Source organism: Leptolyngbya sp. FACHB-671 (assembly GCF_014695745.1).
Taxonomy (GTDB): domain Bacteria; phylum Cyanobacteriota; class Cyanobacteriia; order Elainellales; family Elainellaceae; genus JAAUTN01.
Genome location: NZ_JACJOV010000139.1, coordinates 1 through 23,738, shown reverse-complemented (window position 1 = coordinate 23,738; position 23,738 = coordinate 1). Strand labels below are relative to the sequence as shown.

17 protein-coding genes are annotated in these 23,738 nt (G+C 48.8%); 7 read left to right on the top strand and 10 right to left on the bottom strand.

Annotation, left to right across the window (positions count from 1 at the left end; all coding sequences use genetic code 11):
• The first annotated feature begins 256 nt into the window (after positions 1-256).
• The 4 genes from H6F93_RS22230 to H6F93_RS22215 all read left to right on the top strand — a co-directional run bounded on the left by H6F93_RS22230 (position 257) and on the right by H6F93_RS22215 (position 4,811).
• Complete coding sequence (locus H6F93_RS22230; RefSeq protein WP_190685478.1) at positions 257-778, top strand: hypothetical protein; 522 nt, start codon at positions 257-259, stop codon at positions 776-778.
• A gap of 374 nt (positions 779-1,152) precedes the next feature.
• A complete protein-coding gene (locus H6F93_RS22225; protein ID WP_190685476.1) occupies positions 1,153-3,042 on the top strand; it encodes an alkaline phosphatase PhoX in 1,890 nt (629 codons plus the stop codon).
• 86 nt (positions 3,043-3,128) lie between these two features.
• Positions 3,129-3,704 carry a PEP-CTERM sorting domain-containing protein gene (locus H6F93_RS22220; protein ID WP_190685472.1) on the top strand — a complete coding sequence of 192 codons (576 nt, stop codon included), beginning with the start codon at positions 3,129-3,131 and terminating at the stop codon, positions 3,702-3,704.
• 264 nt (positions 3,705-3,968) lie between these two features.
• Complete coding sequence (locus H6F93_RS22215; RefSeq protein WP_190685467.1) at positions 3,969-4,811, top strand: alpha/beta fold hydrolase; 843 nt, start codon at positions 3,969-3,971, stop codon at positions 4,809-4,811.
• A 17-nt stretch (positions 4,812-4,828) separates the two neighbouring features.
• Here H6F93_RS22215 and H6F93_RS22210 read toward each other — a convergent pair whose 3' ends face one another.
• The 4 genes from H6F93_RS22210 to H6F93_RS22195 form a co-directional block, all read right to left on the bottom strand.
• On the bottom strand, positions 4,829-5,992 hold the full coding sequence (locus tag H6F93_RS22210) for an acyltransferase family protein (protein WP_190685464.1): 1,164 nt from the start codon (positions 5,990-5,992) through the stop codon (positions 4,829-4,831).
• Positions 5,986-7,512: an ATP-binding protein gene (locus H6F93_RS22205; RefSeq protein WP_199313902.1), complete on the bottom strand. Its 1,527-nt coding sequence runs from the start codon at positions 7,510-7,512 to the stop codon at positions 5,986-5,988. The genes H6F93_RS22210 and H6F93_RS22205 overlap by 7 nt, the downstream gene beginning before the upstream one ends.
• Before the next feature lie 24 nt (positions 7,513-7,536).
• Positions 7,537-8,964: an ATP-binding protein gene (locus H6F93_RS22200; RefSeq protein ID WP_190685461.1), complete on the bottom strand. Its 1,428-nt coding sequence runs from the start codon at positions 8,962-8,964 to the stop codon at positions 7,537-7,539.
• Positions 8,965-9,056: 92 nt separating this feature from the next.
• The gene (locus H6F93_RS22195; protein ID WP_199313894.1) at positions 9,057-9,296 is read right to left on the bottom strand and encodes a hypothetical protein; all 240 of its coding nucleotides are present in this window, start codon (positions 9,294-9,296) and stop codon (positions 9,057-9,059) included.
• A gap of 524 nt (positions 9,297-9,820) precedes the next feature.
• Between H6F93_RS22195 and H6F93_RS22190 the strand changes: the two genes are divergently transcribed.
• On the top strand, positions 9,821-12,964 hold the full coding sequence (locus H6F93_RS22190; RefSeq protein ID WP_190685457.1) for an ExeM/NucH family extracellular endonuclease: 3,144 nt from the start codon (positions 9,821-9,823) through the stop codon (positions 12,962-12,964).
• 140 nt (positions 12,965-13,104) lie between these two features.
• On the opposite strand, the gene arsJ is transcribed toward H6F93_RS22190, so the two are convergent.
• The 3 genes from arsJ to H6F93_RS22175 all read right to left on the bottom strand — a co-directional run bounded on the left by arsJ (position 13,105) and on the right by H6F93_RS22175 (position 16,599).
• Entirely contained in the window at positions 13,105-14,367 is a 1,263-nt protein-coding gene (gene arsJ / locus H6F93_RS22185; RefSeq protein ID WP_190685453.1) for an organoarsenical effux MFS transporter ArsJ, read from the bottom strand.
• Between the two features lie 24 nt (positions 14,368-14,391).
• Positions 14,392-15,585, bottom strand: a complete 1,194-nt coding sequence (locus tag H6F93_RS22180) for an ArsJ-associated glyceraldehyde-3-phosphate dehydrogenase (RefSeq protein WP_242043565.1) — start codon at positions 15,583-15,585, stop codon at positions 14,392-14,394.
• A 333-nt stretch (positions 15,586-15,918) separates the two neighbouring features.
• Positions 15,919-16,599, bottom strand: a complete 681-nt coding sequence (locus H6F93_RS22175) for a GntR family transcriptional regulator (RefSeq protein WP_190685449.1) — start codon at positions 16,597-16,599, stop codon at positions 15,919-15,921.
• Positions 16,600-16,733: 134 nt separating this feature from the next.
• Here H6F93_RS22175 and H6F93_RS22170 point away from each other — a divergent pair, with 134 nt between their 5' ends.
• On the top strand, positions 16,734-18,368 hold the full coding sequence (locus H6F93_RS22170; protein WP_190685445.1) for a 2-isopropylmalate synthase: 1,635 nt from the start codon (positions 16,734-16,736) through the stop codon (positions 18,366-18,368).
• Positions 18,369-18,383: 15 nt separating this feature from the next.
• Positions 18,384-19,067, top strand: coding sequence for a class I SAM-dependent methyltransferase (locus H6F93_RS22165; RefSeq protein ID WP_190685443.1), 684 nt, complete (start codon positions 18,384-18,386; stop codon positions 19,065-19,067).
• A gap of 145 nt (positions 19,068-19,212) precedes the next feature.
• Here the strand turns inward: H6F93_RS22165 and H6F93_RS22160 are convergent, their stop codons facing one another.
• The 3 genes from H6F93_RS22160 to H6F93_RS22150 form a co-directional block, all read right to left on the bottom strand.
• The gene (locus tag H6F93_RS22160) at positions 19,213-19,503 is read right to left on the bottom strand and encodes a hypothetical protein (protein ID WP_190685440.1); all 291 of its coding nucleotides are present in this window, start codon (positions 19,501-19,503) and stop codon (positions 19,213-19,215) included.
• A gap of 126 nt (positions 19,504-19,629) precedes the next feature.
• Complete coding sequence (locus H6F93_RS22155) at positions 19,630-21,510, bottom strand: ATP-binding cassette domain-containing protein (protein WP_190685436.1); 1,881 nt, start codon at positions 21,508-21,510, stop codon at positions 19,630-19,632.
• Between the two features lie 62 nt (positions 21,511-21,572).
• Positions 21,573-23,360: an ABC transporter ATP-binding protein gene (locus tag H6F93_RS22150; protein WP_190685432.1), complete on the bottom strand. Its 1,788-nt coding sequence runs from the start codon at positions 23,358-23,360 to the stop codon at positions 21,573-21,575.
• Positions 23,361-23,738: the final 378 nt, after the last annotated feature.

Here is a 23,738-nt window from a genome sequence, read left to right as displayed (position 1 = left end):
GCTGTAAGTCCCACTGCTGTAACAAACAAAACTTGGACAGAGCCGAGAGCCAGAGACGTACTTCCTGATTGAGTATGCCTCACAATATCTTCATACTTGTTCTCGCTCTTTTAAAGTTCAGTTCAACTCGGCTTAACCCTTGCTTGACCTTCCCATAAAAAATTAATGGGAACATCAATACGGTTGTAAACCAACTGGTTTGTAATATTTCAGACTTCTTACTCAAGCAGAGTACTTTAGATAGGTTTTTGATTTCGTGTCTCAAAAGACTTTTACTCACCGATTTTGGATGGCGATCGCAGTCTCATTCATGTTTAGTTTTTTGAGTGGAAATTATCAGCCTGCACAGGCAGAAGATGAACGGATTGTGATTGATATGCCCGTAGATAGGCAGGTCGATCACAGTGAGTTGATTGCACAGGCAGAGTCGCTGCTGGGCGAGGCGATCAGTCGTCAGTTTAGCCAAAACCCTGACCTTTCGACTCTTCAGGTAGATGTGGTGGGCGATCGCAATGGTGAGATGATTCCAGTTCTGACCGTGACTGTTTCTCGCGCTCAGTGGCAGACAAATCCCCAGGTCAGGGACTGGAGCCGATATTACCGTGCCTCTTACGCTTTGCTTCAACGACATGAGGCAGCGGAAACAGTGGCAGTGGCTCCAGCTGGAGCTGCGGATGGAAACACTGATATCCAAGATCGCTTTTGGATTGATGAAGCCTTTGATTCGGGTCGTCTCACTGGAGCAGCCGCCCAGGATTATCTGAGCGATCTAGATTGATTTTGAGGGCTGAGTGCAAGCCTGTCCAAGTGATGTGACGGACTGGTGATGAATTCCTGATAAGAACTCAAAGTTCTGTCGCAATCAAGTGTGTGAGTTCTCGTCAGAGAAAAGCTTCGGATTCTAATGGGGAGGGTGCTGACCGTGTTTTAACTCAAAAGTGAGTGGTTTCACGTTGATCGAATTCCAGGACTTACAGCCATTGTCAGGTGGATAAGCCACGGGTAGGGGCAGTTGGCGAACTGCCCTGCAGAAATTTGTGGTCTACACAAGTGGAAACTGCTGTAAGTCATTTTTCTAACCCTAACAGGTTCAGTTAGTTAGTTTAACCAATAGATTCGGCTAGCAAGTTCAATATTGAGAGGAGAACACAGGTGATTCACGATAACGGAAGTAGCAATAGATCGGGCAACCGTTCTTTTGAGGATGTTCTGCGGGCTAGAATGTCTCGGCGTAACATTCTTGCGCGTGGTGCTGCACTGTCAGCCACTGGTTTCTTAGCAGCGCTAGCTGGCAACAAGCTGTTTACTCAGGAAGCCACTGCTGCTACAGCCCAGGCTGCTGGTGATGCCGTTGAAGGTACTGGAACGGCGATCGCCCGTCAAGGCGGCAGCCTCATCAACTTCTCATTTGTTCGAGCTGCGGATGGCGCGGGCGCTACTCCGAGCATTTCATCTGATTACCAGTACGAGGTGCTAATTCCCTGGGGAACCCCCATCCAACCCGGTGGTCCAGCTTACAACGGTGAACCTAACAGACGACCCACCGCTGCCCAGCAGGCTCAGCAAGTGGGAATTGGTCACGACGGCATGTGGTTCTTCCCCATTGGTGAGGGTAACGATCACGGAATGCTGGCAATTAACCACGAGTTTGGTGACAACACTCACATCCTTGGTAAAGAAGCGCCAGAAAGCCTTGAAGATGTACGTCTCTCCCAGCACGCTCATGGTGCATCAGTAGTTGAAATTAGAAAGGTGAATGGCAGGTGGCAGAATGTCAGCAGCTCCAATGCTCGCCGCATTCACGTCAACACACCCGTTACCTTTAGCGGTCCAGCCGCCAACAGCCGTCTGCTCAGAACCGCAGCAGGAAATGCGCCTCTAGGAACCGTGAACAACTGCGCCAACGGCAAAACCCCTTGGGGAACCTACCTCACCTGTGAGGAAAACTTCAACGGCTACTTTGGTACAACGGGTGCGTGGACACCCACAGAAGCGCAAGCTCGCTATGGTTTTTCAGCAGGTGGTGCTGGCTACAATTGGCATGTCTTTGATCCTCGTTTTGACCTGTCAAACCCCCGCTATGCCAATGAGGAGAACCGCTTTGGCTGGGTGGTTGAAATTGATCCAATGAACGCCTCTCAAACACCTGTGAAACGTACTGCACTCGGTCGGGTTAAGCACGAAAATGCAGAGGTTGTAGTTGGGCAAGGTGGTCGTGCCGTAGTCTACATGGGCGATGATGAGCGCTTTGACTACATCTACAAGTTTGTTTCTGATAGCAACTGGCGATCGATGATTGCACGGGGACTCAGCCCCCTGGATCAGGGTAAGCTCTACGTTGCTAAGTTCAACGACGACGGCACAGGCAACTGGATTGAACTCACCATCAACAACCCTGCTCTCAGAGCTAAATTTGCAGATCAGGCTGAAGTGTTGACCTACACCCGCCTTGCAGCTGACGCGGTAGGGGCTACTCCAATGGATCGCCCAGAGTGGATTTCTGCTGGACCCAACGGTGATGTCTATGCGACTCTCACAAACAACACCCGACGCACAGAAGCTACCCCTCCTAACCCACAGGCACCCAACCCCTTTGGTCACATCATCAAGTGGCGCGATAGCAACAATCACGTCGGTACCACCTTTACCTGGGATATCTTTGTTCTTGCGACAGATACTCACTCTACTGAGAAGAGCGCCTTTGGTAGCCCAGATGGTCTATGGGCTGACCCCGATGGACGGCTATTCATTCAAACTGACGGAGATCAGCCTGAAGTTAATGGTGTGAAGCTAAATGACCAAATGTTGGTTGCCGACCCAGGTTCAGGAGAGATTCGCCGCATCTTCTCCGGAGTAACGGCTTGTGAAGTGACTGGTATTACCGTAACGCCCGATCGCCGAACCATGTTTGTCAACCTTCAGCATCCAGGTGATGGTGACCCAGCGCTGACTAACTTCCCAGCACCCCAGGGAAGCGGCAGAATTCCTCGTGATGCAACCATTGTAATTACCCGTAAAAACGGTGGCATCATCGGTTCCTAGATTCGGTGTGGCGTTGGGTTTGCTGCTAGCAGCAAACCCAACGTCCAGCAGTTTGTTTTATCCGCAATTACTCACTAGGTAATTTTATGAAACGTTTTGCGCTTGCTGTCGGGTTGGGTTTAGGTTTAACGGCGATCGCTGCCCCTGCTCATGCTGCACTCTTTGCTTGGGATGTTGAATATAGCGGCTGGTGGGAAGAAAGTAGCGGCGGTTCTATCTTTGGAACAATCGTCGCAGATGACGAAGACACTCAGGACGGCATCATCTCCGGTGATGAGTTGAAATCCTGGCTCTGGAACTGGAGCGGAAATGATGTTGTACCTGCGTTTTCTTTCTCTTCTAAAGAGTCGGGTACAACGGCAGACTTTGACGCTAGCTTTTATGTTGATGGCAGACTGAATCAGCCCGAACTGCTAGATGGACTTGACCAGGGAACTTTCACTTCTGGTTCTGGTGATGCAGTTCTAGATTTAGAATTCCTGTACGCAATCTCCTACACCGATGGCGTTGAATCTCTCTCACCCGGCAATCCTGAAGCAGTGCTTGGAACGGTTGCAGTCGCAGATCCCGTTCCCGTTCCTGAACCTGCTACGGTTTTAGGTTTAGCTGCTCTAGTGGGTTTGGCTGCCACCACCGTCAAGCGCCAGAAGCAAGCGGCTTAGGGATCTGCAAATTTCTCAAGATTAGGACAAAGGAAGGGAGGCTGGGTAAAACCCAGCCTCCCTTTTCTCTCGTTTTTTCTCGTTTCTGGCTTTTAACCAGAATGTAATTCTAGAGGCTCTGCCTCTTGCAGCTAGAGGAGGCACCTCGAAGCAGTATTCTCAAGCTATACCTGGAAACGAGGCAAACGAGGCAATCTCTCTAAATCTGGGCTGATTTATTATCCTGGATCAAGTATGTACAACGTTTAGAAGTTTGATTTCATTATGAGCCTTACCCAAACTCCACAAGACCAATATATTGAAGTCGGAGACATTAATACTCGCTACTGGGCTTTGGGGGATGGAGAAACCACAGTCATCTTGCTTCATGGTCTAGGAAGCTGTGTAGAAACGTGGATATACAATATTGGTACTTTGGCGCAGCACCATCGAGTTTATGCAATTGATCTGGTTGGTTCGGGTCGCTCCGATAAGCCGCCAACTTCTTACTCTTTAGTTGACCTGGCGAAGTTTGTTCAGGCTTTCATGGATGTTCTTAACTTGGAACGAGCTAGCCTGGTGGGAAACTCGTTAGGAGGCGGAATTGCCCTACAGTTTGCCCTGCTTTTTCCTGAGCAAATAGAAAAATTAGTCCTGGCAAACAGTTTAGGGTTGGGCAAGGAGATTACGTTTTTCCTCCGGTTAGCTTCATTGCCCTGGCCTAGCCAGTTGTTTCGTCCCAGTCGGATTAGTACCGCTTCTGTATTAAAGCAAATTGTGTATGACTCAGCGGTGATTACAGACGATTGGGTTGAAGTGCTGTATCAGATTGGCAATCTTCCTGGTACGCCAGAGGCATTACAGAGGCAACTTAGGGCTAATATTGATTTTTGGGGAGTTCGCCCTGAGGTTTATCGCCCCATTGTTGATCAATTTGCCACGATTCATACACCGACCCTCATTATTTGGGGACAACAAGATCCGATATTGCCAGTTGCCCATGCCCAGTTTGCAGCAAAACAGTTACCCAACGCTGATCTACAGATTTTTGATGAGTGTGGACATTGGTCCCAGGTTGAGCGATCGCAAGAGTTCAACGCTGCAATTCTGAATTTTTTGCAGGATTGAATGCAACCTGGCTGCGTTTATGCAGAAGGTCTATTGATTGGCTTTAGCCCAAAGAGAAATCGCAGAATGTTATGGCGTTTTACGAACAGGTCATAGAGCAGGATGGTTATAAAGAGTGAAGCAGTGCTAATCAAAAAGAATTTTGCGAACACACCTGTTTGCCACCGCACGACATAGAAGGCGATCGCCACCAAAACAGTTTGATGCAGTACATAAATGGGATAAGACGCAGGACTAAGATACCGCAATACTCGATTGTTAAAGTTTAAGTATTTGCGACCCAACCCCAAAAGTGCCATTACCCAAAGCCAGGAGTTTAAGCCGCGCAACATCTGGTACAGCACATACCCCAACGAATAGCTTCGCTCTGGTAAAACATTGGTTTGCCATAGCCCAAATAGCACTGACATAGAGGCGATCGCCAATAGTGCGATCGCCTTCCAATTTCGCTCTATTGCCAGTTCAAATCTTGGATCTGCACAAATTAAGTAGCCATAAATAAAGTAAGCAAGATATAAACAGAAATTTGCCCAGTCGTTGTAAAGGTTCTGAAATCCAATCCAGTGAGGGCGCAAAGCTGCTTCAATGAGTACTAAGGGTAAGGCTAACAGGAAGATTGCTCCGGGTTTTTCGACTAGTGTTGCCAGCTTTGAAATCCAAGATTGACCGGAGTTCTTGAAATACAGAAACAGCGGCAAAGCCAGCAGAGAAAAGGTAAACAAATAGATCAAAAACCAGAGATGTCCCCACTCAAAATTTCCTTCAGGACGAACGCCATTAAAGAACTGGGGATAAAACTGAAGGTATGAAGGGCGATCGCTCGAAGTGCTTAAAAGATGATAGTAAACTTGAGGCGGAATTAAGATCAGAGTGCCAAACAGAAAAGGAATGAATAGCCGCTTAAACCGTTCTAAAACGTACTGAACTGCCATCTGAGTTTGCAGAATAAACCAGGAAGCAGCGCCCGAAAGCAAGAAAAACAGCGGCATATGCCACTGATGAACAAATAGGACGAAAGCATTCATTCCCGGACTCAAAACATCGTTTTGAATGTAAAATTCGCCCAGTTCACCTTTGTAGAAGACCGCAGCCGCGTGAAAGTAGATCAGCAAAAGCACCGCTAGCACTCGTAGCCAATCGAAGTCGTAGCGGCGGGTAGTGTTTGTAGACTTACTCAACATTGACTGGGAAAGCGAATCCGAAAACAGGTATCGCCGGGTTGAGAGGTAACACGAATATCCCCCTCATGACGTTTAACGATTTTGTAGCTCGTGTTTAATCCTAAGCCGGTGCCCTTACCAACGCCTTTTGTAGTAAAGAAGGGCTCATAGATGTGAGGCTGCACTTCGGGCGGAATGCCAATGCCATTGTCTGCAATCTCAATCAGCACCCAATCTGCCTCACAACGAGTGCGTATCCAGATCGTTGGCTGGCTTGTGATTGAGAAGTGCCTTGCTCTATTTTGCCAGCCCGTTGGAATCATCACGGGGTTCGTGTGGAGTGCTGGCGTAACCGACATTGGAGTGCTGCTTGTATTGAGGTTAAACCGTTCTAGTGTTGCAGCGATCGCATTATCAATCACATTCATCCACACCTGCTCTAGCTCTGACCCGTGTGACATCACCTTGGGCAGATCTTCGGCGTAGTCTCGAACTATTGTCACACCTCGCTTCAGCTTGTGTCCCAAAATTGTGAGTGTGCTTTCTAAGCCTTTATGAATGTCAACAGGCTGAAGGTCGTCTGGATCGAGCGTAGAGTAATCCTGAACGGCTCCCACGAGTTGATGAATTCGTTCAGTGCTGTGTCCTAAAGTATTCAATAATCCCACCACGGTCAGGGTAGCTTCCAGCCAGGTGAAAACGTCTTGAAGACAAATGTTGTTTAAGCAAGTGAGAATTTGGTCAAGCCAGTCACTATCTAGTCCAGCATTGACAAACGTGGAAGCAAACTGCCAACTGTTTTGTATGTTGTGGTCATCCATCCAATCGGTAAGCTGGTCTTCGCAATCACTCTGGGTCATTGAGTCGAGCGTGGGTGGGTTTTGAGCCTGGACGATCGCGTCCTGCTGCAAACGGATCAAAAACTCACGTTGTTCGTCCGTCAAACACTTATGAGTGAGCTTGAGTGTCTGGGTTTGCATCAGCGGAAACACCCGTCGCAACTCCCGTGCTGCCCGCTGCGCGGCTGAAGCAGGATTATTTAGCTCATGCGCCAACCCCGCAGCAAGCGTACCCAGTGAAATTAGGCGCTCTCGATGCTGCGCCAGGACTTGAATCTCCTGCATCCGCACAATCATGGTTTGCAAAACGCTTTTTGCAACGGTCGGGCACAGCCCCATAAACTGCCAGAAAGTATCTGCATCCAGTTCCAGGATGTGACAGGTTGTAACGGCTCTACCGCTAGCCCAAAAGTAGGGTACGCCCATTAGCAGTGGCACTTCACCAATCAGCGTGGGGCGATCGTGCTGCACCAGCAAAATATCCTGATTGCCAGAGCGCTGAGTCATGCGGCAAATCCCTTCTAGCAGCACAAACACACAGTTTGCCGGGTCTCCCTCAGCCCGCAACAGCCCGCCCGGTGGAACTCTAACCGCTTTTCCTTGGGCAACCATCCATTCCAGCTTTGCCTCCGGTATTTGGGCAAAAACGGGAATTCGGCGAAGTAGATCAGTGGTGACAGGAGCAGGTTTGAGGCTCAGCATAGGTAGTTACCGATTGATTGCAACTTATGCAACTTGAGAGGGGGCAGCGGAACTGTCAGATTCCTTTAAATCCATGGGTAGGTATATTTGGAAGCAGGTACAGCCAGGTTTTGAAGTAACCTGAATCTGACCTTGATGCTGACTTACAATCACTCGGTGGGCGATCGGAAGTCCTAGACCCGTTCCATTATCTGTTGCTTTCGTTGTAAAAAACTGGTCAAAAACGTAAGGCTGAATTTCATCCGGAATGCCAGGGCCAGTATCCACAATTTCTACTAACACGCTTTCGCCAACTTGAGACGTTCGCAGAGTGAGTTTTCCCTGTCCTGCCATTGCGTCGATCGCATTGTCGAGCAGATGTGTCCAGACCTGGTTCAAATCCCCCCCATACACACAGATAGGAGGTAAGGTGCGATCAAAGTCGCGAATCACTTCAATCCCAGTGACTAGCCGATGATTCAAAACTGCTAAAGTTCTCTCTAACCCTTCGTGGATATCCATTTCCTGCAAAGGAGCCTGGTCGAGATAGGTGTAATCTTTTGCAGCCTGGACAAGTTCGGCGATGTGCTGAGTACTAAACTCGACATCATTCGCTAAGGCTAAGCTCTTAAGCGTGCCTTTTAACCAGGCTAAAACCGCACACACGGCTCCATCAGGAACAACACTCTCGATATCATTGAGGACAGTAACATCCAAACCCGCACGAGTCAAAACTTTAGCAAAGTGTTGTGGGTGTGGAATGCTGCGTTTGATCAGCCATTGAACAATGTCTTCCTCCTGCACTTGCCATCCCTGCGGATTAATCTCTGCCGGAAAGATCGTCATCCGTTCCAGGAGGGTTTGCTGAAGCGTAATCAAAAACTCTTGCTGATCAGAGGTCATCTGATGGGCGTTGAGCTTGACGGTCAGCGGTTGGAGCCATTGAAATAACTCCTGCAAACGCTCGACCGCTTCTCGCCCTGTAGCGGACACCTGCCGTAGCTCCTGAGCCAGTCCTGAGGTGAGTGTGCCAAGGGATACCAGCTTTTCCGCCTGTAAGGAGACGGTTCCTAGATCCTGTGTTCGCTGAGCGGTTGAAATCAGCAACTCACGGTTGATCAGGGGACACAACTCCATCATTTTCCAGAATGCGGCCGTGTCAAACTCCAGCAGATTGCTTTTAGGCAAGGCGCGTGCTGTAGCTAGATAGGGCTGTTCTAACAGGATGAGTTCGTGACCAAAGTAGGAGTAAGGCTCAAAATTAGTCCAAGGAATTTGGCGATCGCCCATCTGCTTGGTGCACTGAATTTCGCCATCCAGCAGCACCCAAAAAGAGCCTGACGGTTCGCCTTCGACTGCCAAAATTTCTCCCGGTTCAAGCGATCGCTCGCATCCCAGTTTGGCAAAGTCAAGCTGCTCGTCGCTCAGGTCAGCAAACAGCGGTATCCGACGCAGCATCTTCAGATCAATCATGAGCCATGCCCCAGCAGTGATCCCATTTAGCCATCTTTTATTGTAATGATGCTGTAGCACTCTGCACTTAAAGATTCAATTCTCAGCGAGTGCTAAAGCCAAGGGGCATTATCCATTAACGCAGTTAACATCTTTTCAAAGTTTTGGCGGAATAGCACGGCCAACAGTCCACACGATAGCGTTGTGGTTCCCATCACCCAGCCAAAATGGGATACGTGCCATACTCCACCAAACAGAGCAAAGAGAATAAGACCCGCACCCGAGCCGCCTAAGAATAACAGGGTCATCTGTTTCAGAGTACGGGGGTGTGGCTCAGTATTTTTAGAATTCACCTGTCTCTCCTCCAAGTCATTCAACGGTATTGGATGCCTATCGAAATGCTTTAAGTTTAACTGATACCAACTTTTTCTAAGGCTGAGCATCCTGGAGCGTGCCCCGCGTATGCTTCAAAATGCTTAGCTTCGAATAAATAAGGATATGAGTTTTGAGAACATTAAAGTTTTGGAAACACCAATGGTTGGAATAGGAACGGTTGAAATTGGTATTGATGCTTAGGCTCAACGAGCCTAAGCATTTAGCTGATGTCCCTGAAAATTCCTTTACAAGTGTGAAGCGATTGTGAAGTTTCCGTAGTCGCATTGAGCCTTAAGTCAGGGTTAAACCCGCCTTAAAGTGACTGTGAGAATTGTTAAGTTGGTAAATTTGAACACAGTTTAGCCTTCATACCATCATCGGTGCCCTGAGTGAATTGTCCCTGCTGATTAAAGAAGGGGCTACAAGTTTTGCTGCGTGCCAAAGCGCTAGACGGTTCACGGTTGTTCTTCACACTTATTCTTCACATTCACAAAGGCGGATCATGGCGAACGCATTTATCAACGAATTTCACTACGACAACGCTGGAACTGATACTGGCGAAGCGATTGAACTGGCGGGGTTAGCCGGAACTGATTTGACCGGATGGCAGATTGTTCTTTATAACGGAGCGAATGGCTTAGAGTATAGTAGGCGATCGCTCGCCGGACTCACTATCTCCGATCAGGAAAATGGGTTTGGCACTATCACCGTTACTTATCCTTCTAACGGTATCCAAAACGGTGCTCCGGATGGTATCGCCTTAGTCGATGACACGGGTGCTGTCGTACAATTTCTCAGCTACGAAGGCGTTTTTACAGCCCTTGATGGCCCCGCTGTCGGACTAGAGAGCGTCGATATTGGCGTACGGGAACTAGATTCGACTCCGGTTGGCTCTTCCCTCCAGCTTCAGGGAACAGGTCGCACCAGTACAGATTTTACCTGGGCACCTGCGGCTGATGACAGCTTTGGTGAGGTGAATGTAAGTCAAATCTTTCAGGGCAATGATGATACAGGAATCACCATTACCCGAACAGATAGCAGCACTGCCGTGAGTGAGGCGGGTCAGACTGATACCTATCCGATCGCTCTTAAAACTACGCCCAGCAACCCAGTCATCATCACAATCAATGCAGATACTCAAACTGAGATCAGTGTGGATGGCACAACTTTCACGCGATCGTTGGAGGTGAGGCTGGGTAACACCACACCCCAAACAGTTACAGTCAAGGCGATTAATGATACCGACGCTGAGACTTCTCCCCATACGGGCACCATTTCTCACATAACTGCAAGTGCAGACGCAAACTATAACGGGCTTGCCATACCAAACTTGACAGTCAATATCACAGATAATGATATCGCAGTCACCAAAATCCATCAGATTCAGGGCAACGCATCTACTCAGCAGGCAGGTGGTGCTCACAACGATGTTAGTCCGCTTACGGGGCAAAACGTCACCCTTGAGGGCGTCGTTGTTGCTGACTTTCAGTTGACCAACCAGCTTCGAGGCTTCTTCATTCAAGAGGAAACGGCTGATCAGGATGGAGATGCAACCACCTCTGAAGGCATCTTTGTTTTTACGGGCAACAATGCGCCTCTAGACGTGCAGGAAGGGCAAGTTGTCCGGGTGACGGGCAATGTCAGTGAGTTTTTTGGCATGACTCAGGTCAGTGCTACTACGGCTGACAGCATCAAACTGGTCGATGGCGATAACAACATCGGACAGGTCACAACGGCAAGCCTTGACCTGCCTGCGACGGGCAACATTGATGACTACTACGAACAGTCTGAAGGAATGCGCGTCGAGTTTGCAGACACGCTATATGTCTCGGAGTACTTTGAGCTAGCCCGCTATGGTCAGATCGTTTTGACCGAAGGCGATCGCCCCTTCCAATACAGTCACATTGATGACACCCCAACTGCAGCAGAATACACGGAGTTTTTGGATAACTTAGAGCGCAGCCGGATTATTCTGGATGACGACGATAACATTCAAAACTCACCGTTGCCAAACGGTGCAATCTACTACCCGCAGCCTGATGGATTAAGTATCGGGACTCAAGGCACTGACTTCTTCCGGGGTGGAGACACGATCAACAACTTGACTGGAGTATTGCACTGGTCATTTGCTGGGCAGGCTGGTACGGATGCCTGGAGAATTCGTCCTACCGAGGCTGATCCGGTCGAGTTCACTGTGAATAATCCTCGTCCTGAAACATCACCCGACGTTGGCGGCAATATTAAAGTCGCTAACTTCAACGTGTTAAACTATTTCACCAGCATCGACACTACGGGCGGCAATGGTTCCCCTCGTGGAGCCGATAGTGCAGCTGAGTTTGAGCGTCAAAATGCAAAACTCACGGCTGCTCTAGCGGAAATTGACGCAGACGTATTTGGTTTGGTTGAAATTGAAAACAACAGTACTGCCGTCCAAGAACTGGTGAATCGCCTGAATGCCGTTGTGGGTGAAGGAACCTACGACTACATCGACATGGGTGTGGTAGGCACGGATCAAATCACGGTTGCTGTCATTTATAAGCCTGCTGTAGTGCAGCCTAGGGGAGAAGAAGCAATTTTGCTTGACTCCGAATTCACCGATCCCAACAACGCTGGCATTCAGCGCAATCGTCCGGCGATCGCTCAAGCATTTGAGGTAATCGACTCTAATAATGCAGACTTCGGCTCTGTGTTTAATGTGGTTGTAAATCACCTCAAGTCCAAGGGTGGAGGCGATGCCACAGGAGCAGATGTTGACCAGAATGATGGTCAAGGACAGTTTAACGACACGCGCACCAAAGCTGCCGACTATTTGGTGAATACCTGGCTTCCCACTGACCCAACCGGACAGGGTGATACGGACTATCTGATTATTGGTGACTTAAATGCCTACAAAGGGGAAACGCCAATCACAACGATCAAGAATGCAGGCTACACCGATCTGGTAGAAAAATTTGGCGGTGATGATGCCTACAGCTATGTCTTTGACGGGCAGCTTGGCTACCTCGATCATGCCTTAGCCAGTGAGTCGATGGAGTCACAGGTTACTGGTACAGCAGAATGGCACATCAACGCGGATGAAATTCCTGTATTTGACTACAACGACACCATTGATGATGGTGCAGGAGAAGCCAGCTTTGAGGCGGAACCCTCTGGCAATGATCTGTACGAACCCAATGCTTTCCGTACCTCTGACCACGATCCAGTCGTCATTGGACTCGATCTCGCGCCAGAGTTTAATGTGATTAACGGCACTTCCCAACGTGACGATCTCACTGGAACCGATCGCAACGACCGAATTACTGGTTTTAATGGAAATGACGTGATCACAACAGGCGGTGGACGCGATCGCATCGTTTACACCAACATTGGCGATCGCGGTGATACCATCACCGACTTTGAAGTAGGTCAAGACAAACTGGTGTTGACGGAACTGTTAGATAGCCTGATTGCGGGTGGATATAACGGTGAGGATGCGATCGCCGATGGCTATGTTGAAGTCCTTCAGCAGGGTAACTCTGGCAGATTCTCCATTCAGATCGATGAAGACGGTTCAACTAGAAATCGTCCATTCGTCCCATTTATCAATGTTCAAGCAAACAATCTCTCACTAGAGAGTCTGAATGTAGCGAGTAACTTCGTGTTTTAGGTTGTTACACTAATTCCAAGAATTAGGGCTACAGATGGGATACCCCTCTATCTGTAGCCCTCTTTTAGAGAAGTATTACCCACTGTTGATTCTGGGTCAACTTACCCGCATTAGTTACTAGTTATTGGTCATTGGTAATCTTAGTCTCCGCTACCAGCTTTCCAGGCGATCGCCTTCTGGGGTTGTGGGTCAGGCAATTTCAAAGAAATAATCCCTGCCGCTAACACCAAAATCGTGGATGTCCAGAGGCAACCAACTAGCCCAAAAAACTGGAAGATGAGTCCCGATAAAACTGTGCCTGCAAGTCGTCCACCAGAATTTGCCATATAGTAAAACCCAACGTTGAGCGCTACTTTGTCATCGTCCGTGAATGCCAGCACCAGATAGGAATGAACGGCTGAATTAAAGGCAAAAACAACACCAAAAATGGTGAGTCCGGCAATGATTGTGATGTTAGGGGGAACATTGAGGAGGAGTGCGAGGGCGATCGCCGCTGGCACCGCGGTTAGGGTAAACGTCCAGAACTGAATCGTTGCTGCTCTGGGCGGTTGACCGGAGCCAAAGCGGTTTAATAACGTTGGCGCAAGAAACTGAATGGTGCCATAGCCGATTACCCAGCAGGCTATGAACCCTCCGACCCGCGTGAATGTCCAGCCCAACACGTCATACAAAAAGACGGGCAGACCGACGACAAACCAGACATCTCTAGAGCCAAACAGGAAAAACCGGGCAGCAGACAGGATATTAATTTCACGGCTCTTAGAAAAGAGTTGTTTGAATCCTACTTTTGTCTTGATTCTCCCCATCCCTTTGGGTAGGAAGAAACCCGTCAGGATGATGGCAAACAGCCCTGCCGCCATGATCAATAGTGAGTCTTTAAAGCCAAATGCAGCAAGCAGAGCGCTACCCGCAAAGAAACCTACTCCTTTGAGCGCATTCTTGGAGCCAGTCAGGACTGCTACCCACTTAAACAATGAGGACTGCGCTTCCTGAGGCACCACCAGTCGAATGGCGCTTTTAGAACTCATTTTGGTCAGGTCCTTGGCAATGCCAGAGAATGCCTGAGCAACCATGACAAAAACAACCGCAACCCACTGCGTCCACTCTGGATTGAGAAACGCCAGCAACACCAGTGAGAAGACCTGTAGCCCGATGCCTGTGTAGAGCGTCACCTTTAGCCCCATCTGGGAACCAATCCATCCGCCCAGGAAGTTGGTGACAACGCCAAAAACTTCATAGAACAAAAACAGCATTGCAATTTCTAGCGGACTATAGCCAATCCGGTTGAAATAGAGCAACACCAGCATTCGCAGGGCACCATCGGTGATGGTGAACCCCCAGTAGGCGATCGTTACCAGAATATAATTTCGTAAATTGGCTCGGTCGGCAGTGGATGCAGTCATTTGAGTGAAAGTGATAGGGGTAATTCAAGAAAGACTGAGCGCAACTTTTCGTGCCAGTTCTACCATGCGATTGGCGTAACCCCATTCGTTGTCATACCAGGCAAGAATCTTCACCTGAGTGTCATCCACAACCATTGTTGAGAGGGCATCAATGATCGAAGATCGGGGATCATCTTTGTAGTCAATCGAGACGAGAGGACGCTCTTCGTAACCCAAAATGCCCTGAAGCGGTCCCTCGGCGGCAGTTTTGAGTAAATGGTTGACTTCTGCAACAGTAGTTGAACGACTCACTTCAAAGACGCAATCTGTCAGGGACGCGTTGAGCAAAGGAACTCGCACGGCTAAACCGTTGAGCTTGCCGTTCAACTCTGGATAAATTAGCCCGATCGCCGTTGCCGACCCGGTAGTCGTAGGAATCAGAGATAAACTGGTTGCTCTCGCCCGTCGCAGATCTTTATGAGGCGCATCCACAATCGTTTGGGTATTGGTGTTGTCATGAATTGTGGTGATGACACCGTGACAAATGCCCAACCCTTCGTGAATCACTTTTACGACCGGAGCTAGACAGTTTGTAGTGCAGGAAGCGGCCGTGAGCAGATCGTGTTGGTCAGGTTTATACAGATGATCGTTCACCCCTATGACGACGTTTAGCGCCCCTTCTTTCACGGGTGCCGCCACGATCACTTTTCGCACTCCTCGCTTGAAGTAGGGATCAAGGGATTGCACAGTTCTGAATTTGCCGGAGCATTCTAACACCAGGTCAACACCCAGATCTTCCCAGGGCACTTCATCAGGAGTGCTGTGTTCACTGAAGCTGAGGAATTGGTCTGCAATCCAAACTCGCTCGTCTTTTGCGGCAACTTCGGGTGCCCAGCGTCCATGAACGGAGTCAAATTTGAGTAGGTGTGCTGCGGTTTCTGGTCCGCCCTTTACTTCATTAATGTGAGTAAATTTTAGTTCTGGACAATCCCATGCAGCCCGCAATGCAAGTCGCCCGATTCTGCCAAATCCGTTAATGCCAACTTTCACACTCATTAAAATGCTGTCCTCTCTATCCAACAATGGTTCTAGGGTGAGATCTTGCGGCGATCGCCCCTCAAACACAGTTCTCTCCCTGCCAAACTTGATCTGGTCAGTCGTAATGGAGCAGGAGACGTGGTTGATACCCGTTTCGCCTGCACAAAATTCCACAGTCACCCCCGTCTCAAAGAGGCTCATATCAATTCGGACTGTTATGTCCTAACAGGGTGGCACTCATTGATATCCCTTTCATGATTGAATTCAATTTGGCTTAATCGTTTTGTATTAAACTAACAGACTATGTTAATCATTTCAAATAAAATTGATTTGTCAAGTCGCCTAGATCACTCGCAGCCGCAAAAATGCATTGATTGCTTCGTGATATTGAATTCCACTAGGCGATCGCACTGTTACTGGCGTTGCTGATTTAATGTATGAATTCCGTAAGGGCATGGCATTGCCATGCCCCTACAGAGGGGATTGAAATCCGTGAATCATACCCGCATTCAGCAACGCCCTGCTACTAGCCGCTTACCGTCCGTTCCGTAAATATGTAACCAGTTGCTCTCCTGCGGTTTCAATGTGACGCTTGAGCAGCCTCACTGCTGTTTTTGAGTCACCCTTGCGGCAAGCATCCAGGATTTGCTGATGCTCTTGCTGCGATTTCTCTAAATAGTTCATCTTCGCCATTTGCAGCCGAATGTAGCGATCGATATTCACATGCAGCGTTTTGATTAGGGATAGTAGGCGAGGGCGATCGCCAGCCCCATAAAGCACCGCGTGAAATTCCCAGTTCAGCTTTGCCCAGCGCCCCACATCGGTTTCGCGATCGGTTTTCTCCAAAATATCAGCCGCCTTCTGCAAATCTGCTTCTGTCAGCTTTGGAATCGCAAGCTGAAGCGCCAAACTCTCTAGCGCGACACGAATCTCACCAATTTCCTGCGCCTCTGCCGGAGACATGATCGCCACCGTTGCCCCACGATTAGGAGAAAGCAGTACCAGTCCCTCTGCCTCAAGCTGTCGCAACGCCTCCCGCAGCGGGATTCGGCTCACACCAAACTGAGCCGCAATTTCATCTTGCCGCAACGACTGTCCTTCCTGGAATACGCCCTGCACGATCGCCTCTCGCAGCGCATCGGCAATCAGGTCAGGCGTACTCCGCTGATGGCGCAACACACCCGCTGCTAGGTCACCTAAATCTACTGATTCCATAAAATGATCACGGATATTTTATTTTTGTATACGATTTTTTGTATACAATATTCATTGTAAAGGATGAGGGATGAAGATGAATACAGTATTCATCCTCGTCCCTCATCCTCAACCCCCTCGATCAGGAGCCAACCATGAGCATTCAACCCCAACCAGACCGAGTCATTATCTTTGATACGACCCTGCGGGATGGCGAACAGTCTCCCGGTGCAACGCTAAACCCGGAAGAGAAGCTGGTGATTGCTCAACAACTGGCGCGGCTGGGTGTGGATGTGATTGAGGCTGGGTTTGCGGTTTCCAGTCCCGGTGATTTTGAGGCAGTGAATAACATTGCAAAGATTGTCGGTGTTGAAGGTGGGCCAATTATTTGCAGTTTGGCTAGAGCGGTTCGGCAAGATATTCAGACGGCGGCAGAAGCCTTACAGCCTGCGGCGCATCCTCGGATTCATACGTTTATTTCAACCTCTGATATTCACTTGAAATATCAGTTGAAGAAGTCGCGCCAGGAAGTGTTGGCGATCGCCGAAGAAATGGTTGCCTATGCCAAAAGCTTTGTGACGGACGTAGAATTTTCGCCGATGGATGCCAGTCGCTCTGAGCCAGAGTTTTTGTATCAGGTATTGGAACGGGCGATCGCCGCTGGAGCTACTACGCTCAACATCCCCGATACCGTCGGCTACTGCACCCCCAAGGATATGGAAGCGTTGATTCGCGGCATTCGAGAAAATGTGCCTGGAATCGATCAGGTCATTCTCTCGGTTCACACGCAAAATGATTTGGGCTTGGCAACCGCAAACGCATTGACGGCAATCGAGCAGGGCGTGCGTCAGGTGGAATGCACGATTAACGGCATTGGCGAACGGGCAGGTAACGCCGCATTAGAAGAAGTGGTGATGGCGCTGCAAGTTCGCAAGTCACACTTCAATGTATTTCTAGGTCGTCCAGCCAATTCGGAAGCGCCGCTAACCCGGATCAATACTCAAGAAATCTACAAAGCCTCCCGATTGGTTTCCACTGCGACCGGAATGTCAGTGCAGCCCAACAAGGCGATCGTGGGTGCAAATGCCTTTGCCCATGAGTCTGGAATCCACCAGGACGGTATTCTCAAGCACCGGGAAACTTACGAAATTATGGATGCTGCCTCAGTTGGCTTGACTGCCAATCAGATTGTGCTGGGCAAGCATTCTGGCCGCAATGCCTTTAGGACTCGTTTGCAGGAGTTGGGGTTTGAGCTGAACGAGGAAGATTTGAACCGAGCTTTCCATCGCTTCAAAGAAGTAGCGGATAAGAAGAAAGAGGTTTCTGATCGGGATCTGGAGGCGATCGCCCGCGACGAGCTACAGGCTCAGGTCGAACATGCCTTTCAGCTTGAACAGGTGCAGGTGTCCTGTGGAGATTGCTCCAGCCCGACTGCCACAGTGACGGTTCTCATGCCCGATGGCAGAATTCTAACCGACGCGGCTGTAGGAACTGGCCCAGTTGATGCGGTTTATAAAGCGGTGAATCGGCTGGTGCAGGTGCCCAATGAACTAATTGAATTCTCTGTCCAGTCCGTCACCGAAGGCATTGACGCATTGGGACGGGTCACAATCCATCTGCGCTATCAGGAGCGGCTATTTGTCGGGCAAGCATCCGACACGGATATCGTCGTGGCTTCTGCCTACGCCTATGTGAATGCCCTGAATCGGCTCTATAGCTATTGGCAAAAGCAACCTTCCGCAGAACCGCATCAGAGAGTAAGTATGTTCGCCGAAATTCCCAATTTTTAGAGAACTTGAGAATCCATGAATATCCAAACTGCGTTTAATCGGGCTGCTGCCGAGTATGATGGGCTGCGGCGCATTCTGATTCCCTGTTTTGATGACTTTTATGGCACGTCCGTTCAGGTGATTCCATTTGAACGTACCAAACCCCTCAAAGCTCTAGACTTAGGAACAGGAACTGGATTGTATTCCGGCATGGTGCAGGCGCTATTTCCCAACGCAGAATTTACCTTGATGGATTTTGCGCTGGAGATGTTAGAAAAAGCCCAGGCCCGGTTTGCAGGACTAGGCAAATCTCCTCAAGTTTTGATTGGAGACTATGCAGAAACGGACTTTGGTAACTCCTACGACCTGATCATTTCTGCTCTATCCATTCACCACTTGTCTAATACAAACAAAGCAACGCTCTACCGTCGCATCTATCAAGCACTCAAACCCGGTGGAATATTTATCAACGCTGATCAGGTACAGGGCAAAACAGCTTATTTGGACAAGCTCTATCGGCAAAACTGGCTCGACTCAGTGCAAACTCTCGGCGTTTCGGCGGATGAACTTGCCGCTGCCCAAAAGCGAATGGAGTTCGATCGCCTTGCCCCTCTTGATCTCCAGTTAAGCTGCCTAGAAGCCGCAGGGTTTCAAGATGTAGACTGCTGGTACAAAAACTTTAGCTTTGTGGTATTCGGCGGATATCGAGAAACTGTATAAACTTGGCAGGCATTACTCAAATCCTCTCAACCAACTGCAACATTGTATGGGTAGATTTAGCAGCCAAAACTCAGATGGAGCCGAGGCTGAATGGCAAAACCTATCCATTCCTACGGGAACTGCGGTTATTTAGGAGAATTTGATGTTAATTAGGTTTATCAATCTGTCGGGCCATATTACGGAAGTAGTCCATTTCGCTTTCAGAGCGGCGGCGATTGGGACGAAGATTAACTGCATTGCTAGCAACTGAGGTTGTGGCAGACTCAGCAGTCTTATCCTCTTGAGCTTTGTCCTCAAAGTAATAGCTGGGTGTGCTCAAGCCAAAGAGCTTACCAAAGAAAACGAACGTTTTCTGCAATGCTGTAATTAGTCCGCGCAAGACTCGCTCAGCAAAGGCGATGAGACGAATGAAAGTATTACGAATGATAGGTTGCATAGCCTGACCTCGAACTCTCTCTAACCCTAACAAATAACCCAAAGATTGGGTCGTTTAGCACGTTTCAAAATATGCAGCTTCATTAGAAACGGTATTACACCCAATTCGGTTAATTTATTTTTCGCTTTACATCACAATATTGAGATCCTCTGGTTTCCCTGCTGTGTCAACCACACCATTTTCAAGAACAATGATGTAATCGGCTTGACGTAGAACAAAGGGACGGTGAGAAACGACGAGGTAGGTAGGGTTGTAAGAAATGGGGGAGCGAGGTGTAGCGGCAAGGAGGTGTGACCAGAGGGTTTGTTCGGTTTCAAGGTCAAGCGCACTGGAGAGGTCGTCAAAGACGAGTAGTTCGGGTCGCCGGAGCAACATTCGGGCAGCGGCAGCGCGTTGCTGTTGCCCACCGGAAAGACGCATTCCTTTGGAGCCGATCAGGGTATTGAGTTCTTCTGGCATTGCAGCGAGATCGTGATCCAGCGCAGCAATGGCGATCGCCTTCCTCAATTCTGCCTCATCAGTCTGAAATCCCATCAACAAATTCTCTTGCAGTGTATTGCTGAACAACTGGGGTACCTGTGGTGTATAGGCACTGCGTGGCGGCACAAAAAACTGATCAGGCTGTTCGATGCGTGATCCGTTCCAGTAAATTTCCCCAGATTGTCTGGGGAGTAGACCCAGTAAGACTCGCAGTAACGTCGTTTTCCCTGATCCGACTCGACCTGTGATAACGGTCAGGCTACCTCGTTTCAACGTCATGCTGATATTGGTAATGCCGCGATCAGACCAACGCTGCAAAGCAGTGTCACCGCCTGGATATCGGTAGGTCAGATTTTCTACTCTTAACTCTTCAAGCGCAGTATCTCTCTTGGGTTGGGCGATCGCAGGCAATTCAGTCATTCGCCCTTTGAGATCGGGCAAATACAGCGGTGCAGGTTCAACCAGCCCTTCCACTCTGTTACTCTCCTGCTCTTCCACACTGCTAATCAACGTTCCCATCCGCTCTAATGACACCTCTGTTTGCTTTGTTAGAGCTAAGAAGCCGCCGAAAAACCACAAAAAATCTGTAACAAACGCCAGGTAATACACAAATAAAGCAAAGTCACCCACACTGAGCGTGCGTTCGCGAAGTGTCTCTGAAAGCAAATCGCCACCCCCCACTCCAGATTGGGCTGCCACTAATAGGATTAGACCGGTACCCAGGCTGACCAAATTTTCTAAACTAGACTGGATGATTGCTGTAAAAACCTGATCTTGCACCACACGTTGTTGGCGTTGGTCACCGAGCCAGCGCAGATGGTTGAGAACAGGAGTTTCGGCTCCTGCGACCTGAATGGCTTGCACAGCGGAGAATAGTTCTCCAATTAATCCAGTCACCTGCTGGGTTGCCTGACGGCTCGCAGAACGATACCGCTTGATGCGAGCCTCAGCGTGTTGAAGGGTGAGGGCGATCGCCACCAAGGGTAAAAAGACTAGTAAGGTTAACCGTGCATTGACGTTGAAAAGAATGATGAGAGCAACGAGTGCGAACACCCCAGCTGAAAAGATTTCATTGGTGCCCACCACAGTATCTTCTACCTGAGCCGCATCATCTCGAAAGAAACTAATGACCTCACCGGGTGAAACTGTTTTACGACCCACTGTGAGAGATTCTGCACCTGGACGCTGCAACAACTTGTCTAACAAATTGCGTCGCAGTAAAGAACTCATCGTAAAGCGGTGCTGGGTTTTGGTAACGCGTCCAGCAAAGATAGCGACAATGCGAGCAGCACCCACTGCAAAGATCAACGCCACCCACACCATCGGGGATTGCAGAGAGATCAATTGAGCGCTGCCACTTGTCTCTGTGCTGGTTAGGGTATTAAAAAACTCACGGATGATTAAACCGGGTACAACAGGTAGTCCTGCAATAAACAGCCACAAAATGGTATCTAGCAAGTACAGCCCAAAGGCGTAGCGAATCATTCGCCAGAGAAGTTTCCAGATTGCTATTCTTTGAGTGGTCATTCTTAATTAGATTGAATATTGAATAGAGTTACAACGCAAAAGTCTGAATATGACATTCTGAACTATGCCATTAGTGTCGTAGCGTTCACCTTGAGTAATTGTGAAAAGCGCGATCGCTGATCATTTTGGAGGGTAAAGCGATCACCATATTCCACCACTTTCCCCTGCTCTAATATCAGAATTTGATCAACTCTCTGGATAGTGGCTAACCGATGGGCAATGATGATTCCTGTGCGATTGTGGAGAAGTCGGGCGATCGCCCGTTCAATGCATTGCTCTGTTATTGGATCAAGCCGAGACGAGGCTTCATCGAGAATCACCAGTCCTGGGTTTTTGAGAAACACACGGGCAAAAGCTAATAGCTGCGCCTGCCCTGCTGAAAGTCCGGCACTGTCTGCCCCAAGTTGAGTATCTAACCCATTGGGTAATGACTGGAGCCATTCCGTTAGCTCCAAGTTATTCAACGTTTCCAGAATTTCTGTATCCCGAATTCGAGCATCAAAAAAAGTCAAATTATCTCGAACACTAGCTTGAAATAACTGTACATCTTGGGTTACTAACCCCACTTGTTGCCTAAGCTCAGAAAGGGGGGTTTGGGCGATCGGAATATTTCCTAAGCGGATCTCCCCGGTCTGAACATCGTAGAGCCGCAGGAGCAAACGGGCGATCGTGCTTTTGCCGCTTCCAGTGCGTCCAAGCAATCCGAGGGTCTGTCCAGCAGGTAGATGCAGGGAGAGGTTCTGAAGCGTATGGATAGAGGGTGAAGGAGTAATTTTTTGCTCACGATTCCCCTGTTTAATGCTTTCATAACTAAACCAAACCTGTTGAAATGAAACGGACAAAGCTCCTGCTGGCAAATGAGCATTACCCAAATCTTGTATCTGCGATCGCACATTCAACAACTCTCGAATCCGGTGAATACTGGCTTCAACTTGCTGCAATTCTTCCAGTTCTTCGCGGATGCGTTCGATCGGTTGGTTGAGCAGATTGGTGTAGTGAAAGATGAGATAGGCAGTTCCAATCGTGATCGCGTTTTGGTTCCACAGGTAAGCAGAAACGGCAAGGGCGATCGCATTGCCCAGGGTAAATAACCCTACGCTCGTAGACCAAAGAATCGTACTCGCAAATCTGGCTTTTTGATAAATGGGCAACCATCGTTGTAGGAGTTCATAAAAACGGCGCATGACATAGCTAACCGCTCCATTGGCACGAATGTCTTCTCGTCCCACTAGATGTTCACCTAAGAAGCCAAAAAAATCAGCACTCACCTGCCGATAGGCTGCCCAGGGAGTAACGGCAACGGATTGTATCCCTAGCAGTAGTGACAATGCGATGAGTGAAAATAGAGTTAGACTTACACCTGCTAATAGGTTTTCAGCAAACAGAATGATTAGAATTCCCAGCAATAAAACACCATTACCTAACACATGAATGACGAGTTGAGAAAAGAAGCGAGACAACAGATTCACATCTCCATCTACTCGCTCTAGTAATTCTCCAGGGGTGTGGGATTTATGAAAGGACAGATCCAGGTTTAAGCAATGTTTGGCTAAATCAAGCCGTAAGGCATTGGTAGCAGTCCAGGCAACCATTTCGCCTAAGTAGGTTGCCGTGACTGTTAAAATCTGTGTCAGTAAAGCTAAACCCATGAAGAGAAAGGCAGCTATCAAAAGTTTTTGCTGGGAGCCACCGGATACGGCAGTATCAATGAAGTAGCCCAGAATTTGCGGATTGAGAATTTGTAAGCCAATGCTACCGAGGAGGGCGATCGCCAATCCAACCACGCGACCCTGCTGTGGCTTGAGGTAGTGTGCTAGGAGAGAAGTGTATTGCTTGAGAGGAATTTGCATTGTTTAGCTGAGCACAGGTGGAACCCTCACTAGCAGGTGCGATCGCCCTTCAACAGAAGGTCTTGCTTGAGCAGCTTACCGCAAAGATTGTTTCTGAGTAAGGCAGGTTTGACTCCTGGCGGGAGTATTTTGATGCCTAAACGGAATAGTTTACGCAACGCAACGCAATCTACTTCAAGGTCAAAAATCACAGCAGAAATTGCCGCAATTGTTCAATCATCAGTTCCATGCCGATAGGACCATTTAAGCCATTCCAGAGATTATAATACGGAATCCGGCTGTGGAGTAACACTATAAGATAGAAGGATGGGACGTACAATTACACTGGCAAAACACCTCAGTCGTGAGGAATTAAAAACTCGCTATCAAAACAGCAGT

Coding starts and splice junctions, on each gene's coding strand:
- H6F93_RS22220 (WP_190685472.1), top strand. CDS start 3,129: ATGAAACGTTTTGCGCTTGCTGTCGGGTTGGGTTTAGGTTTAACGGCG.
- H6F93_RS22215 (WP_190685467.1), top strand. CDS start 3,969: ATGAGCCTTACCCAAACTCCACAAGACCAATATATTGAAGTCGGAGAC.
- H6F93_RS22210 (WP_190685464.1), bottom strand. CDS start 5,992: ATGTTGAGTAAGTCTACAAACACTACCCGCCGCTACGACTTCGATTGG.
- H6F93_RS22205 (WP_199313902.1), bottom strand. CDS start 7,512: ATGCTGAGCCTCAAACCTGCTCCTGTCACCACTGATCTACTTCGCCGA.
- H6F93_RS22200 (WP_190685461.1), bottom strand. CDS start 8,964: ATGATTGATCTGAAGATGCTGCGTCGGATACCGCTGTTTGCTGACCTG.
- H6F93_RS22190 (WP_190685457.1), top strand. CDS start 9,821: ATGGCGAACGCATTTATCAACGAATTTCACTACGACAACGCTGGAACT.
- arsJ (WP_190685453.1), bottom strand. CDS start 14,367: ATGACTGCATCCACTGCCGACCGAGCCAATTTACGAAATTATATTCTG.
- H6F93_RS22180 (WP_242043565.1), bottom strand. CDS start 15,585: ATGAGCCTCTTTGAGACGGGGGTGACTGTGGAATTTTGTGCAGGCGAA.
- H6F93_RS22175 (WP_190685449.1), bottom strand. CDS start 16,599: ATGGAATCAGTAGATTTAGGTGACCTAGCAGCGGGTGTGTTGCGCCAT.
- H6F93_RS22170 (WP_190685445.1), top strand. CDS start 16,734: ATGAGCATTCAACCCCAACCAGACCGAGTCATTATCTTTGATACGACC.
- H6F93_RS22165 (WP_190685443.1), top strand. CDS start 18,384: ATGAATATCCAAACTGCGTTTAATCGGGCTGCTGCCGAGTATGATGGG.
- H6F93_RS22160 (WP_190685440.1), bottom strand. CDS start 19,503: ATGCAACCTATCATTCGTAATACTTTCATTCGTCTCATCGCCTTTGCT.
- H6F93_RS22155 (WP_190685436.1), bottom strand. CDS start 21,510: ATGACCACTCAAAGAATAGCAATCTGGAAACTTCTCTGGCGAATGATT.
- H6F93_RS22150 (WP_190685432.1), bottom strand. CDS start 23,360: ATGCAAATTCCTCTCAAGCAATACACTTCTCTCCTAGCACACTACCTC.